Raw genomic sequence first — 15432 nt, 5'->3', positions numbered from 1 at the left:
AATCCATAAACCTCCATGGCTGCTTACAGCTCCTTGGAGGTTTATGGATTTATTAGGGGTTCATTTAGCTGATCCTGAGCAGCCTCCGTCGATTGTTGATAGGTTTCCAGGTATTCAATGACGTTAAACAGGATAATGACAGCTTCTTCCCGAGTATGATTACAAACCAACTGTACCGTACACTTGTTTTGTTATGAGAATTTACTGTTGACAATGAAATAATACGCATGATATATTCTGTGTACGGTACAGTTGAGTTTTCAAATATAAACTGTACCGTACAGAAAGATGCCAGAGGTGATTGATTGTGAAAGAGGGTTCCGCTAACGCCAACAAGGCTAAGCATTTGCATGAACTGTTGAAGCGCGAATTAGAAAGCAATAAATACTCGAAAGGCGATAAACTTCCCTCAGTCAGGGATCTTTCCGCCGCTTACAATGTGAATAAGAGCACTGTCGTCAACGTGCTGGCTACGCTAGCCAATGAGGGACTTATTATTACCGAGCCGGGGAAGGGTTCGTTTGTACAGGAAATGAAAGAGGAACAGAAGCAAATAGCTGTTCTATTTTTCGATACAGTCTCTCCATTTAGAGTCGAAACCGAGATTCTCGCACAAATCCAGAAAAATATCCGCAGCGGATATTTTCTCTCTCTGCATGACACGACTCAAAACTACAAAGTGTTCGAAAGGAAAATTGAAACCTTGATCGAGAGCGGAGTCAAGGGAATCATCGCAATCCCGCCTAAATTTTACACCCCTAAATCAAGTGATGCCGAATTTTTGAACCGCCTGCTTGGCGATACCGTACCTTTGGTCTTTATTATTCGAAAAATTGAAGGTGTTCACGCCGACTTCTTCTCTATGGATTTAGACAAGGGCATTCAGAAAGCGGTTACCTATCTGGCCTCCATAGAAAAAAAGAAGATTTGCCTGATCAAACACGACAGCCAGAAATTTGTGGATGAAGAGCTTCACGGATTGGAGACGGTTTGCCGCAAGCATAATATCGATGTGAATCCTGAGTATATTCTGGAGTACGATGACAATATCGAGACGATTAGCAGCAAGCTGATGACTATTCTCCCTAAAGTGGATGCAGTCATAGGACCAGACCACACTTTGTGCTCGCTGCAAGGAATTATCCGGAGCAGCCGCAAACATATTCCTTCGGAATTGTCTATCGTCGGCATCAACGATGTCGTCTCGCATTATTTTTCGCCGCCGCTTACATCTGTACGATTTCCCGTGGAAAAAATCGGCGTAAATGCTATACACACCATGATCGACAGACTAGAAAGAGGGGGGACTGCGGATAAGATCGAGAAAAACTTCATACCTGACCTGGTCATTCGGGAAACATGATTGTTTGAAGGGGGTGAGCAAGCACACAGCTTAGTGTCCAAACGTGTTAAACACAGAGTTTCACTGTCACATCCTGTGTATTCTTCAAGAAAGGAGTTTACTATGCATTTTTTTTCGGGAAAAGAGTCGTCTATGCAGCACTTCACTTCCAGCGGGATAGTTCTCAGAAGAAGAAGGACGGCTAAGGAGATGTGGAAATATAGACATTATTATATTCTTCTGCTTCCTGCTCTGCTATTTTTTGTATTTTTTCACTATGTTCCTATGGCAGGCGTTATATTGGCATTTAAAGATTTTTCTTACGCTAAAGGTATATTTGGCAGTGAATGGGTAGGGCTTGAGCATTTCAGGCGTTTGTTCGGCAGTGCTTCTTTCTATGAAGTCTTAGGAAATACGCTGATCATCAGTTTTTACCGAATTGCCTTTGTTTTTGTTTCGCCGATCATTTTCGCCCTGCTGCTCAACGAGCTGCGAAATGTCAGATTCAAGCGCTTTGTACAAACGATCTCTTACTTACCGCATTTTATCTCCTGGGTCGTACTGGGAGGCATCATTATGGAGCTGCTTTCACCGACGCGGGGGGTTGTCAACTATTTTATCAAGCTGCTCGGCTTCGAACCCATCTATTTTCTGTCCAGTAACGATCACTTCCGCGGTGTGCTAATTGTTTCCGATATTTGGCAGTCCGTCGGCTGGGGGAGTATCATTTATTTGGCTGCGATTGCCGGGATCAATCCGGACCAGTATGAATCGGCTTCAATCGATGGCGCGACAAGGTGGCAGATGGCATTCAGAATAACGCTCCCCTCCATTCTACCAACCGTTGTCATCCTGTTCATTTTTCAGCTTGGCGGAATTATGCATGCCGGCTTCGACCAAATTTTTAATCTGTATAACCCTTCGGTGTATAAAGTTGCCGATATTATCGATACTTACGTTTACCGGATCGGACTGGTTAACCTCGATTATGACTATACGACTGCTGTCGGGTTGTTCAAAAATGTCGTGGGCTTCATTCTCGTCATTTTGGCCAATGTCGTCACCGGCCGAATCAGAGAGGGGGAGTATAGATTGTGGTAAAGCGAACATGGAGCATCTTCGACGGCTTGATTTACCTTGTCATGTCGATTGCCGCGCTGGTTTTCTTTTATCCTTTCTGGCAGACGCTTGTATTATCGTTTTCGGGTTCCGGATATGCGACTAGCGTCGGATTAAAGTTTATCCCGTTAGAGTTCTCGTTAGATTCCTATAAAACGGTGTTTTCGACAAGCAGCATTTATGTAGGTTACGGGAATACGCTGCTGCGTACGGTTGTCGGAACAACACTGACGATTGCGGTTACTTATTGTGCAGCTTATGCGCTTTCGAGGAGGAAACTTCCATTTGTAAGGGGCATCACCTTTTTTATTGTGGTTACGATGTTTTTCTCAGGCGGACTGATTCCCACCTTTCTGGTAATGAAAAGCTATGGACTTGTCGGTACAAAGCTGGCGCTCATTCTTCCGATGCTCACATCGGCATGGAATCTGATCATCACAAGAAATTTCATTGCCTCGATCAGCCATGAAATAGAAGAAGCTGCATTGGTTGACGGTGCATCTCCGTTCAAAATTGTATTTTTAGTGATGTTTCCGATTTCAATGCCAATTATATCCGTATTGACGATCTGGACGGCAGTGTCCCATTGGAATGCATGGTTCGACGCTTTGATTTACACGAGCAAGGAGGCGGACGTTGTCCTGCAACTCGTCCTGCGACGTCTTTTGATCGATACCCAATCGGAGTCAAGTATTCTGCAGTCTACGTTAGCCTCAACGACAAGTGAAACGATTAAATCTGCAACGATCATTGTCGCTATCGCACCTATTCTTTGCGTTTATCCGTTTCTGCAGAAACATTTTACAAAAGGCATCATGGTCGGCTCCGTTAAAGGTTGAATTATCGGAATATTTAGAATAATTAAATTATTGGAGGTTTTATTTCCGATGTCTTTGAAAACAAATAGGTACAAAAAGCATATTCGCGGATTTGTTTTCGCATTAGCTTTTATTATTCTTCTATCGGCATGCAGCGGGGGAGGAAACACAAGCAGCACTCCGCCTGAAGCTTCCAACCCGCCTTCATCCAGTTCAGAAGAAAACAAGGAGCCTTTGAAGATTTCCATTATTGCCTATCCTGCCAGCGGCATGATGCCTCTCGATGGAACGAAAACGCAAAAACTGCTTGAGGAACGGTTTAATGTTAAATTTGAGGTACTTCCCGTCGATGCTTCCCAACCGGAGAAGTTCAACCTGTACTGGGCGCAAGGCGAAACTGCGGATGTCATTATGGCGTTCGGCGGCAGTTACACGGCTCTAGTCGATCAAGGTTTGTTTAGAGAAATCAGTACGGAGCAGTTGTATAAGAACATGCCGGTATGGATGCAGAAGATAGAAAGCCTTGTTGGCGATCCGGAACTGGTTAAGACGTTGATACCGTACAAAGGCAAGCTATACTCGATTCCTTTCACTCACGGTCCGCTCATGGAAAGCGGCATTATGATCGCTCGAAAAGACTGGATGAATAAATTAGGAATTGAAAAACAGCCGGAAAATCTGGAGGAGTTCGAAGCCTTACTTAAGGCATTTACAGAAGACGATCCGGATGGCAACAACAAAAAGGATACGTACGGCATTCATGGCGGCCAGCGCTATCACTTCAACTACGTATGGGGCGCGTACGGGTTAATGCCAAAGACGTACACGCAACAAAATGGCAGCATCACCTATACAAGCATTTTGCCGCAATATAAAGAAGCGCTGAAGCTGATTCAAAAATGGTATAAGGCAGGCTACATTGATCCTGAATTCGTCACTGACGATCGCACGCAGCAGCGCAACAAGTGGAGTGAGGGCAAGTTTGGCATTTTGGCCGACAATGCATTCTGGATGGATTCTACAAGAGGTGAGAATGGCGTTTTGACTATGCTTGAAATGAAAAATAGTGCTGCACAATTCGAATTCCTGCAACCATTCAAAGGCCCGGATGGAAACAAAGGATCTTATATCGACTTTCCTACGCTAAATGGAGATGGCGCGATTTATTTCGGTAAAGACGCTTCGGATGAGGTTGTGGCCAAGATGATGGAGATTAAAGAAACACTTGCCTCCGACTGGGAACTGTACAAGCAAGTTTATTTCGGTACTGAGGGTGCGGATTACACAGCTGATGCAAATGGCAAGCTAAAAATTTCTCCGGATCTGAACATCGAAAAAATTAACAAAGCCGGTATTGCTCAGACATTCAGCCTTATGCCGATTACGATGGATTGGATGAAGAACACCATGAACGAACGTGACGAGCTTGTTCATAGCCAAGGGCTGGAACAGCCGAAAGTTTTTAACGGCATGGATTTTGCAGTAAGCAATATTAATGAGGTGCAAGAGAAGAAGGAGACAGATGTTGTCAAGATTGTCGACGAATATTATATCAATGCCATTACCGGAAAAGTGGATATCGACGCAACATGGGACAGCTATGTGGAAAGTGTTAACAAATCGGGTTTACGCGAAATTCTTGCCAAATTCGAATCTTTATATAAGGAGAGCAAGTAATCATGAATAAAACAATTGTCATTGATAACGTATGCGGGTGGCCCAATCTGACCCGGATGCCGGATGGATCCTTGATCAGCGTTGTGTTCAACCACCCCAGTCATGGTGAGGCTGAAGCGGAAGTGGACTGCTATAGAAGTGACGACGAAGGTGTGACTTGGAACTATCATGGAACTCCTGTGCTGCATGACCCGGCTTGCAACCGGATGAACGTCGCATGCGGTATCGCTTCAAACGGTGATTTCATCGTCATGGTCGGCGGTTGGGACCGCCGGCCGGCTAAGGGGGAGGCCGTTCCGGAGTACACCGAGTGCAACAGGCTTCCCGCTGTCATTTGCCGCTCGGCAGATAACGGTCAGACTTTCAAGGTGTCACCGCTTGAATATACAGTGCCGGGTGACGACCATGTGCTGGTTCCATATGGAGATATGATCAGAATTGGAGGCAATACGTTAGCTTGTGCCTGCTATACAGTAACCAAGGATATGGAGTATACCCGATCGTACGTCATCTTCAGCGATGACGACGGATTCTCATGGACACGGCATGGATTGATTTCCGGTAATAATCACCATGAGACTGCGCTATGGTTCCACGATAAGGAACATGGCATTGCTATAAGCCGAGAAAACGCCTGTGATCGTCTGGATCAATTCATAACCGATGATGGAGGTCAAACCTGGCGATTTGACCAGCAAATCACATCTCCAGGGATTCTTCCTGCACATGTAATGAAGCTCGATAACGGTCAATTGCTTATGACATGCGGCATACGCATCCAAGGGCTTTGGGGTATTGGTGTTAGTAGTAGTGTGGACGCTGGGAAAAGCTGGAGTAGAGTTAGAGCAATTTGCAGTTTTGGAGACTTGAAGGACGGGGGTTATCCGACCAGCGTTCAATTGGATAACGGGGAGATCGTAACCCACTACTACGCTAGCGGTGTGCCTTTCCATGAGCGGTATTTTGTCGGGCAAGTTAAATGGAGGTTTGACGAAGTTTTTGAGTGAATGCAGTTGTCAAATGGTTCGAGACCGGAACCCGCTCAGTTTCGCGCAGGTTCCGGATGTACGTCCAGAATAAATCGGGTAGGTGCCAACGTGGAGAAAGCAAACAAATACTTAAAGAAAAGCGTCATTCTAAGGAAACTACGCAGCAATCAGCTCGTTAATTGCCTAAAGTTAAACGTATCCAACCAAGCGGCGTTCGAGATTGCCGCAATGTCCGGCATTGACAGCACATGGGTGTGCAGAGAGCATACGGCAAGCGATTGGGAGCTTATCGAAAGGCAAAGCGTAGTAGCCAAGCTTTATGATTGCGATCTGATCGTCAGAATTGAAAAGGGAAGCTATAGCGATTACATTAAACCGTTAGAGCTGGATGCGACCGGCATCATGATCCCTCATGTCAGGTCAGGCAAGGAAGCCGAGGAAATCGTACGAAACACCCGCTTTTACCCATTGGGACAAAGAGCTTGGGACGGCGGCAATGCTGACGGCAAATATTGCGCGATCGACACGGCTGCATATATGTCGTACTCCAATACAGAGAAAGTGGTTATCGTGCAAATCGAAAATCCCGAAGGCGTTGAAGCCATTGAGGAGATCTGTGCCGTAGAAGGGATCGACATTATTTTTTTTGGTCCTGCGGACTTGTCGCAGGCATATGGCATTCCGGGGCAAATCAACCATCCGAGAATCGTAGAAGCCAGACAAAAGGTGGCCGAATGTGCCATTAGAAACGGGAAGTTTCCGGGAACGATTACAACGCCGGACATGATCGAAAATATTATCGCCGAGGGCTATCGCTTCCTGAATATCGGCGCGGACGTCCATGCGCTGCGCAATACCTATGCGGCTGCCATTCACAATTTCACAGTCCTTTCAGGAAACGCGGCAACTGTTTAGTCCGTTTATAATATTTACTATTTATACAAAATATTAGAAACTTGTTATAACTCAGGAGGTGCGCTATGAGCTTGGTGAGTAAGCAAAGCAAGAAAGTCATTCTGCTGTTTATCATGTGTTGTCTTATTTATTCTACATTCGGTTCGTTCATCGTACCGGTAACCGGAGCGGCAGCCGCCGAATCGAACAATCCCCTTTCATCCCTGGCTATGTTGTCGGATGTGAAGAATCATTGGGCGAAGGAAACCATTCAAGCCTGGGTGGAGAGCGGTTACGTGGAGGGTTATCCCGATGGCACATTCCAACCGGATCGCCCGATAAATCGGGGAGAAGCCATCGCGCTCATCAATCGGTCTTTCGGATATCATGACAAAGCGTCCGTCGACTTTGCTGATCTTCCCGCGTCCGATTGGGCGTATGACGAAGTGGCAAAAGCAGTTCAAGCCGGTTACATAGAAGGCTATCTCGATGGGACGATTGGTACGAAACGGGAAATCAGCAGGCAGGAGGCGGCCGTCCTTCTTGTCCGCTTGCTGGGATTGAATGCCGATGGGGAGAGCGCTTCTGCCGTTATATTTGCGGATGACGAGAAGCTTCCTGAGTGGAGCAAAGGAGCGGTGGCGGCTGCTGCAGCGGCAAAATTGGTGGAAGGTTATGGGGACGGACAATTCCGTCCGCAAGCCGCCATCACCCGAGCGGAGCTGCTGGTTGTGCTCGATCGGGCACTGAAGTCCGATACGGCTCTTGAGTTCAGCCAGGCAGGAACATATGGACCTGGCAGCGGCATCCGATATGTTAGCGGCAATGTCATTGTAAACGCTGCCGGTGTCACCTTGCAGAACATGAGGATCGCCGGAAATGTAATATTGGCCAAAGGCATTGAAGAAGGGGACGTGTACCTTCACAATGTAACAGTTCTTGGAACAACCACTGTTCAAGGCGGGGGAAAGAACAGTATACACGTGAAAAATAGCGTGCTAGCTACTGTCATCGTGGATAAGAAGCAGGGAACGGTGCGGATTGTTGTTGAGGGAACGACTAAGATAGCCGAGGTCCTTCTGAAAACGCCTGCGATTATCGAACAATCGGGTTCTCCTGATAACGCTGCAGGTATCAGTCAGGTGAAGCTGCATGAGACGATTGCGGAAGGCTCCCAAATCACGCTGCGCGGTTATTTTGACAAAGTCCATATTGCCGCAAAAGGTATTGTAGTTGAGTTTCAGCAAGGAGTTATACATGAATTCATAGCTGCCGGGCAAGCAACTAACTTGAAATTAGATATCGGTGTGGAAGCCCGCATCCTTGCAATGAGTATTGATGCGATCATCAAAGTACTTGGCGGAGGTGTGATTGAAAAAGCGACACTCTCTGACAAGGCGAGAGGAACAACTTTTGAAAAACAGCCCTTGTTGATGGAAGGTGCAGGTAAAGAAGGTACCCATTCTTTTTTCTCGCCAGGAACCGGGGGAGATAACGGAAATGGCGGAGAAGGCGGGTCAGCCGTGAGACTTGCCAATGATGGGCAAGCGCTATATAAAGTCTTTGTTCACAGTGATGCAAATATCATGGAGAAGCATGCGGCCGAAGAATTAGTCAACTATTTGAATGAGGTGACCGGGGCCACTTTCCAATTGACAGAAAGTGCCAACCCGCCTAGCGGTCCTGTCGTGCTTGTAGGCAGAAACACCTTGACGGATAGTCTTGTGCCTGAATTGACTGATGAATCGCTTGGAGAAGACGGTTTTGTCATCCAGAAGGAGCAGCAGTATATTGTTATTGCCGGCAGTCATTCACGCGGAACGATGTACGGGGTGAATTATTTCCTCGATGATTACGTTGGAGTCAAATGGTATTCTCCGATCTATACATTTGTTCCCAGTCATACCACTTTGCAGCTAGACATAAACAAAGATATTCAAGTGCCACGTTACGAATACCGTGAAATGTATGTCAACGATGGCAACAATGAGCTATACAGGGCTCATAACCTGCTGAACGGCAAATATAGAGATCATTACGGCCGTATTCCGCAATCTGAGCCATGGTTGGACAGCTGGTCCGATTTTTGGCCGTCCGATGTACACAATTTCCATGAAATCGTACCGCAAACCGAATACCACAACGGCGGGCAGCTGTTAGCAATGGACGAAAATGTTCGTGAAATTGCTGCAACCAACCTGATTGATTTGATCAATCAAAGAAAAAATGAGGGGAAAAATGCTTCCTATGGGTTCAGCCAGCAAGATGAACCTGTATGGTATGCAGATGCAGACAGTAAGTCTTTTGCAGAGCAGCATGGAGGAACATTGGCAGCCCCTATCTTTGATATGGTCAGTGATGTTGCGGCGCGGGTAAAGGCTGAAATTCCTGAAGCACGTATTGGTACGCTTGCTTATATGTTTACAGAAAAGGCACCTACGAATGTTACCATCCCTGATAACGTGGTCATTACCTTCGCTCCTATTTTTAAAAATCATGGCCGTCCAATTTTTGATCCGGAAAATCAGTTTTCTGGAGATAACGCAAAAGAATGGGCGGATATATCACAAAACATTATTATTTGGGATTATTTGATCAACTATGGCAGCGGGGGATATTTAACGCCCTATCCGAGTCTTTATGCGATGAGCGAGACGATTCAGTCCCTGGCTCAATACCCAGCCTTCAAAGGCTACTTTGGTCAGCATATGCATGGCATTACTGCTCCGGCGAGCACTGGTCTTAACGACCTGCGTGCATGGATTGGGGCCCGCCTGTTATGGAACCCGAATCAGGATTACCGCCAGTTAATTGAACAGTTTGTCGCGGGTTACTATGGAGATGCTGCTCCGTATATCAGCCAATATATTGAATTGCTGCATGAGGCCTTCGAACAAAGTGATTCTCTGCTTAGCACCTCTACATCACTTGAGTCCTCTTACCTGTCCTTTGACGTTATGCGCCAGGCCGATAAATGGTTTGCTCAAGCAGAAGCTGCGGTGGCAGATTCCCCCGATTTTCTGAATCATGTACAAAGGACCCGTGTCGAGGTGGATTACGTTATTTTGATGCGTGGAGCCGACTATATGAAGGAGGCACAAGCGCGCAATATTGCTTGGAACCTGGATTTCAACAACCGTTTTACAAGATTCAAGGAATTTACGGCGGGCATTAAACATTATAAGATCAATGGAACGATGGAATCGCTTTATGATCAGATTTTTGAGCGAACTGTTTCGGCAACACCGGATTTTGTAGCCGATTTGCCTAAAGCGGATTGGAGAGAGTATCAGGATTATGCATTACAATTATACTCGCCTGTTGGCACGAAGATGGTGCAAGATCCGAAGGCTTCGGATAGCGCAGCAGCCAGAGTAACAGGCAGCACGAATGCATGGGCCATTCAATTGCCCAATTTGAATCTTCCTCGTGAAGGGAAGTGGACCCTGTATGCCAATGTCCGTATTGATCCGGGCACCGGGACAGCAGGCGACACCGCATTCAGATACGGTATCTCACACCCAACGAAGGGTGTATCAGCATCGATGGACTACGCACAAGTAGCGGATGGCGAATACCACTGGGTAGCTTTACCCGGACTTTATGAATATGACCCGGAAGATATATCCGATCACTTCGCTTGGCTGGCACCAACAGACTCAACCGTCATCCAAAATTTATACGTCGATCAGATCATAGCCGTCAAATTTCAGCGGACCGTACCAGCAGCACCGGACTTTGTGGCGAACTTGCCTGAATCAGACTGGAGAGAGTATCAGGATGATGTGTTGCAGTTATCCTCACCTGTAGGAACGGGGATCGCACAAGACCTGAAGGCTTCGGATCACGCAGCAGCTAAAGTGACAGGCAGCACGAACGCCTGGGCGATTCAATTGCCCAATCAGAGCCTGCCAAACGAAGGCCAATGGAAGTTGTACGCAAATGTCCGTATTGATCCAGGAACGGGTACAGCCGGCGACACTGCGCTTAAGTTCGGGATCTATCACCCGGCGCTTGCAACCTCAGCTGCGATGGATTACGCACAAATGGCGGACGGCGAATATCATTGGGTAGAATTCCCCGGAACGTATCAGTATGACCCGGAACAAGAGTCAGATCACTTTGCTTGGCTGGCACCGCCGAACTCAACGGCTATCCAAAATTTATATGTCGACCGGATCGTAGCGGTCAAAAATTCGACTATCCCTGACTTTGTGGCAGCTTTGCCTGAATCGGACTGGAAAGAATATCAGGATGATGCCTTACATTTATCTTCCTCTGCAGGAACGCTGGTCGTACCTGACGCGAGGGCTTCGAATCACAAGGCGGCAAGAGTAACAGGCAGCACGAACGCATGGGCGATTCAATTACCCAATCAGAGCCTGCCAAACGAAGGGAAATGGAAGTTGTACGCAAATGTCCGTATTGATCCAGGTACGGGTACGGCAGGTGACACTGCGTTCAAGTTCGGGATCTATCACCCGACGCTCGCCACCTCAGCTACGATGGATTACGCACAAATGGCGGACGGCGAATATCATTGGGTAGAATTCCCCGGGACGTATCAGTATGACCCGGAAGAGGAGTCAGATGACCACCTTGCCTGGATCGCGCCGCCTAACTCAACTGCTATCCAAAATTTATATGTTGATCGGATCATAGCCGTTAAAATTTCGACTATCCCTGACTTTGTGGCAGATTTGCCTGAATCGGACTGGAAAGAATATCAGGATGATGCTTTACAGTTGTACTCGCCTGCTGAGATTGCGCGAGACCCGAAGGCTTCTGATACTGTAGCGGTTAAAGTGACTGGCAGTACAAATGCCTGGGCGATTCAATTACCCAGTCTGAATCTTCCGAACGAAGGCCATTGGAAGCTGTACGCGAGTGTCCGCATTGATCCGGGCACCGGTTCAGCAGGAGACACAGCTTTTAGATACGGTATCTACCATCCAACGATGGCCAGTTCAGCTTTGATGGATTACGCACAAGTGGCGGACGGTGAATATCATTGGGTAGAGTTCCCCGAAATTTATCAGTACGACGCGGAAGCGTTATCCGATCACTTTGCATGGCTAGTGCCGCCCGACTCAACCGCCATCCAAAATCTATATGTCGATCGGTTTATACTAGTCAGACAGTAAAAATTCTTTAATAGGATTTAAAGCGTCTAAGGCACGGTGGAAATGGAGCGTTTGGATTCGGACGGTCCCCGACTAAACGGCATCGATTGACTACGGGCAGTTGTAAGATCGACACTTGGCCGATTGCATAATGCTACTAAGCGACGATACACTACACACCATACACTGCACCGTACGACTTGTAAGCTGCAGGGAGCGGATCGTATGATTCGCTTCCTATTGCCATAATGAATTTCAATACCGCTTCGTCGAAATACTTAATAGATGGAAAAAGAATGATGTGCGGATACGGAGGCGTTTTCGCATGAGCGGTATAAAATGTAAAATGGTTGTTATTTACTCGCTGCTGGTCGTAATGCCTTTGATCGTGATCATCAGCTTATTTTATTTCCGCTCTACGGAAATTATTGAAACAAAAATAAGGGAGACGACGAACCAGACCTTGGTGGAAACGGTATTCTCCACAGCATATACACGACGCCTGGCAAATCTCGCGTGAAGGTAAAAATATGTACCGCAGTGTCATTTTGGACCGAGACGGCTCTTGAACTCGGTTTTAACTATATAATTTCACCGCTTGGAAACAGTATGTTGAACAGCATATCGCCACTCTGTCCGTCAAAAACCACGGGAGAGTATGACTTGTGGCGGGGATTAGCCGCTGCTAATTACCAAACAGCTGTAGCAGCGAGGATATTTATGTCGCGATGACAGGATTAGTAAACTGGGTTCGAGAGCATAATCCGCAAGCTGTCATTGTGATTATTGCCTTAAATGGCGGGAACCCGTGTTTATACCGGCGTATAATCCGGCGAACTTTCAGCGGGTGTATAACGTCCATCGTAAGGTGGCGGAGGCATGTGGGGTTTATTATCGGGATGTATGACTATTTCCGTCATATCGATCGGTGGGGCATTTATTGTTTAACGGCATTAAAAGAGAACATGATTAATCATCCGTATTCTGCTACAGCAATCGACGGTACGCTTTGGGATCAACGGGTGGCTGCGGTGTTTATAAGGTGGATGTCTGATAAGCTGAAATGTCGGTGATAGATGAACAAAATAGCTTCTCACTGATGTCACATATATCAAATGAAAATATTGTAAGGCAATTTTTAAGGAATTAAAACTTAAGGGAGATATCCCCTTTCTGACTGGCTTTTTGGGGCTTATGTTTGTAGGAGCCAGGAAGAGAAGGGGGATATGGTGTAAAAGAGATAGTATTCGTCTTTGTGGTCTTGTTTATACTAATCAAACAAATAATACCAAATAATTATAATTTTGGATTGACATAAATTAAATTTTAAAGTAAAATATTGGAATAATATCTTTTTTATATTAAATTTTAGGAGGAATTATTAAAATGAAAAAAGTCATTTCGTCATCTATCATTTTTCTATTTGTTTTTATTTACTTTCTCAACGTATCAGCAGATAATATAACCGATCAAAATGACGTAGAATTCAGAAATAGATTTGGCTTATCAGTTGATACTGGTACATTGAACAAAGCAAATCTTGATAGTGAGATCAACAAATCAAAAGAAATCTATGGTGTGGAACTAACAAATGAGGAAGTTGCAATACTTTCTTCAAGACAAACATTAGCATCAGAGGTATCGGGACTTAATTTAGAAAATTACCCCACCTATGCAGGGAGGTACATTGACACTAAGACTGGAGTGTTGCACATAGGTTTCACGGATAGTAATGTTCTAATTCAAGAAACTATTTTACAGAGTTTTTCAGATAAAGAGAAGATTGAATTCTTCTTAGCAGAATATACTGAAAAAGAACTTCAGAAAAAAGCTGATTTATTCAGTGATACTTTGAAAAATTCAAAAGATCCTATTATAAAAAATTTGAAACTTGTTAGCAGTGGGCTTTCACCAAAGGATAATAAAGTTAAGGTTACAATAACAAAAGAGACTCCCACAAACGATATTTTGAAGATAAAGGAAATTATTGGGGAGGATTATGTGATTTTTGAAACTGGAGAGAGTTATGAACGAATGAGCCGGACTGATAACCACCGACCATTGATTGCGGGTGTTAAACTTGAAAAGGATGTTTTTACCTTTAATAAAGCTTGTACTTCTGGTTTTGCGGTCAAAGACAATAGCAATGTAGTTGGAATATTAACAGCTGGACATTGCTTTAGTTTAAGTGAGTATGCTTGGCAACCTGAGGTACAAACCTTTAGCACTTCAAACAGGTTAGCTAAGCCAACTAGATGGTCTGGCGAAAATAGCAATGCAGATGCAGCGTTTATTCCCTATAGTAATGTTTCTGGTAAAATATATTCTGATGATCCGGTCAAGGGGGAAGTAAGTTCAACTAGTTTAACGATTGGACAATTGATTGCATATGAAGGTATGATTTCTGATCTTAAATATGGAAACATTCTTTGTGTTAGTTGTGATATTATATTTGGTCCAGGGGATGTGAGCTATAGTCAAATTAAAGCAGATGTTGGAATTCAGCATGGAGACAGTGGAGGTCCAGCCTTTATTGTTCCAACTACCTCTCCCTACAATATACTAGCTGCTGGACTTGCTGTTGCTGGAAATAGCTCCCATACAATTATTTCTGCAATTAATAATATTAAATCTACGTTGGGAATAAGTAATGTTATTACCTCACCTTAATCCATAGAATATGACCTACATAATTCATATCAAATCACTAGAGTGTATGAACTTGTTGAAATGTTAATGAATTATATAGAAGTAAAAGAACGCATAGCGGATGTAATCCACCTTTGCGTTCTTTTTTATGCATACGTTTATTCCGGCGCAGTTTCCGCTGATTTCTGGTAAGCTTCCAGATATTCAATGGCGTTAAAGAGCATGATTGCAGCTTCTTCCCGAGTGATTTCGCTCTTCGGGTTGAATTTCTCATCTCCTCTAATCGAGTTGATTTTCCATAACAATGAGCGCTGGATGCTGCCTTGATATTCAGGGTTAATGTCCGCTTCATCCGTGATTGGAACAGGAGCAATTTTCACCATAGGCTTCTGTCCAATCGTTTCGAATGCGGAAACCAAGTAGTGGGTGAACTCTTCTCTGGTCATCACTTTATTAGGGTCAATGTCAGCAGGCATTTCAATCCCGTTGTAATGAGCGTTAATGAATGCTTCTGCGAACCAGGCGTTATCGTCGACATTCGCAAATATCGCGCTCGCTCTGGGTGCTATGTTGAAGTTTTTCAGAAGTCCTGAAATGATTATTAGCTGCTTTAAATCGTTGATACGACTGGAGAAGTCGCGACCCATAAAATGGTACGTTACAGATTATATACAGGAGACGTACATAGCAGATATTATCATTTTGCTGGCAATAAGCACCAATGAATATTATTAGCCACAGCTAGGAACTCGCTCCCGCGTGTCGAATTAATTATGAAAGCGTATCAGAAAAGCGATAAACAGCAAGTAATTTTGCAAACG

Annotated in this window: 11 protein-coding genes; 10 read left to right on the top strand and 1 reads right to left on the bottom strand. The window is 45.1% G+C overall.

What is annotated here, in order from left to right:
* The first annotated feature begins 307 nt into the window (after positions 1 to 307).
* The 10 genes from J2Z66_RS16010 to J2Z66_RS15965 all read left to right on the top strand — a co-directional run bounded on the left by J2Z66_RS16010 (position 308) and on the right by J2Z66_RS15965 (position 14632).
* Positions 308 to 1363, top strand: a complete 1056-nt coding sequence (locus J2Z66_RS16010) for a GntR family transcriptional regulator (protein WP_209972452.1) — start codon at positions 308 to 310, stop codon at positions 1361 to 1363.
* Positions 1364 to 1552: 189 nt separating this feature from the next.
* Entirely contained in the window at positions 1553 to 2443 is an 891-nt protein-coding gene (locus tag J2Z66_RS16005) for an ABC transporter permease (protein ID WP_245375595.1), read from the top strand.
* The gene (locus J2Z66_RS43440; RefSeq protein ID WP_209972451.1) at positions 2437 to 3300 is read left to right on the top strand and encodes a carbohydrate ABC transporter permease; all 864 of its coding nucleotides are present in this window, start codon (positions 2437 to 2439) and stop codon (positions 3298 to 3300) included. Before J2Z66_RS16005 ends, J2Z66_RS43440 begins: the two co-directional genes overlap by 7 nt.
* Positions 3301 to 3348: 48 nt before the next feature.
* Positions 3349 to 4956 carry a type 2 periplasmic-binding domain-containing protein gene (locus J2Z66_RS15995; RefSeq protein WP_209972450.1) on the top strand — a complete coding sequence of 536 codons (1608 nt, stop codon included), beginning with the start codon at positions 3349 to 3351 and terminating at the stop codon, positions 4954 to 4956.
* 2 nt (positions 4957 to 4958) lie between these two features.
* Entirely contained in the window at positions 4959 to 5963 is a 1005-nt protein-coding gene (locus tag J2Z66_RS15990) for a sialidase family protein (protein WP_209972449.1), read from the top strand.
* Between the two features lie 90 nt (positions 5964 to 6053).
* Positions 6054 to 6860 (top strand): HpcH/HpaI aldolase family protein, encoded by an 807-nt coding sequence (locus J2Z66_RS15985; RefSeq protein WP_209972448.1) that lies wholly within the window; start codon positions 6054 to 6056, stop codon positions 6858 to 6860.
* A gap of 65 nt (positions 6861 to 6925) precedes the next feature.
* Entirely contained in the window at positions 6926 to 11983 is a 5058-nt protein-coding gene (locus J2Z66_RS15980) for a DUF4838 domain-containing protein (protein WP_209972447.1), read from the top strand.
* Positions 11984 to 12287: 304 nt separating this feature from the next.
* On the top strand, positions 12288 to 12482 hold the full coding sequence (locus tag J2Z66_RS15975) for a hypothetical protein (RefSeq protein ID WP_209972446.1): 195 nt from the start codon (positions 12288 to 12290) through the stop codon (positions 12480 to 12482).
* A 208-nt stretch (positions 12483 to 12690) separates the two neighbouring features.
* Positions 12691 to 13035: a hypothetical protein gene (locus tag J2Z66_RS15970; RefSeq protein WP_209972445.1), complete on the top strand. Its 345-nt coding sequence runs from the start codon at positions 12691 to 12693 to the stop codon at positions 13033 to 13035.
* Between the two features lie 313 nt (positions 13036 to 13348).
* The gene (locus J2Z66_RS15965; RefSeq protein WP_209972444.1) at positions 13349 to 14632 is read left to right on the top strand and encodes a chymotrypsin family serine protease; all 1284 of its coding nucleotides are present in this window, start codon (positions 13349 to 13351) and stop codon (positions 14630 to 14632) included.
* Positions 14633 to 14769: 137 nt separating this feature from the next.
* On the opposite strand, the gene J2Z66_RS15960 is transcribed toward J2Z66_RS15965, so the two are convergent.
* Positions 14770 to 15258 carry an S-layer homology domain-containing protein gene (locus J2Z66_RS15960; protein ID WP_209972443.1) on the bottom strand — a complete coding sequence of 163 codons (489 nt, stop codon included), beginning with the start codon at positions 15256 to 15258 and terminating at the stop codon, positions 14770 to 14772.
* Positions 15259 to 15432: the final 174 nt, after the last annotated feature.

Origin of the sequence: Paenibacillus eucommiae, assembly GCF_017874215.1 — a bacterium.
Taxonomy (GTDB): domain Bacteria; phylum Bacillota; class Bacilli; order Paenibacillales; family NBRC-103111; genus Paenibacillus_AI; species Paenibacillus_AI eucommiae.
The sequence above is the reverse complement of the archived record's forward strand: the minus strand, read 5'-3'. Positions and strand labels throughout refer to the sequence as shown.

What these genes read in the sequence shown, in the direction of transcription:
- J2Z66_RS16005 (WP_245375595.1), top strand. Translation starts at nt 1,553, where the DNA reads ATGTGGAAATATAGACATTATTATATTCTTCTGCTTCCTGCTCTGCTA.
- J2Z66_RS15965 (WP_209972444.1), top strand. Translation starts at nt 13,349, where the DNA reads ATGAAAAAAGTCATTTCGTCATCTATCATTTTTCTATTTGTTTTTATT.
- J2Z66_RS15960 (WP_209972443.1), bottom strand. Translation starts at nt 15,258, where the DNA reads ATGGGTCGCGACTTCTCCAGTCGTATCAACGATTTAAAGCAGCTAATA.
- J2Z66_RS15995 (WP_209972450.1), top strand. Translation starts at nt 3,349, where the DNA reads ATGTCTTTGAAAACAAATAGGTACAAAAAGCATATTCGCGGATTTGTT.
- J2Z66_RS15970 (WP_209972445.1), top strand. Translation starts at nt 12,691, where the DNA reads ATGACAGGATTAGTAAACTGGGTTCGAGAGCATAATCCGCAAGCTGTC.
- J2Z66_RS15975 (WP_209972446.1), top strand. Translation starts at nt 12,288, where the DNA reads ATGAGCGGTATAAAATGTAAAATGGTTGTTATTTACTCGCTGCTGGTC.
- J2Z66_RS15990 (WP_209972449.1), top strand. Translation starts at nt 4,959, where the DNA reads ATGAATAAAACAATTGTCATTGATAACGTATGCGGGTGGCCCAATCTG.
- J2Z66_RS15980 (WP_209972447.1), top strand. Translation starts at nt 6,926, where the DNA reads ATGAGCTTGGTGAGTAAGCAAAGCAAGAAAGTCATTCTGCTGTTTATC.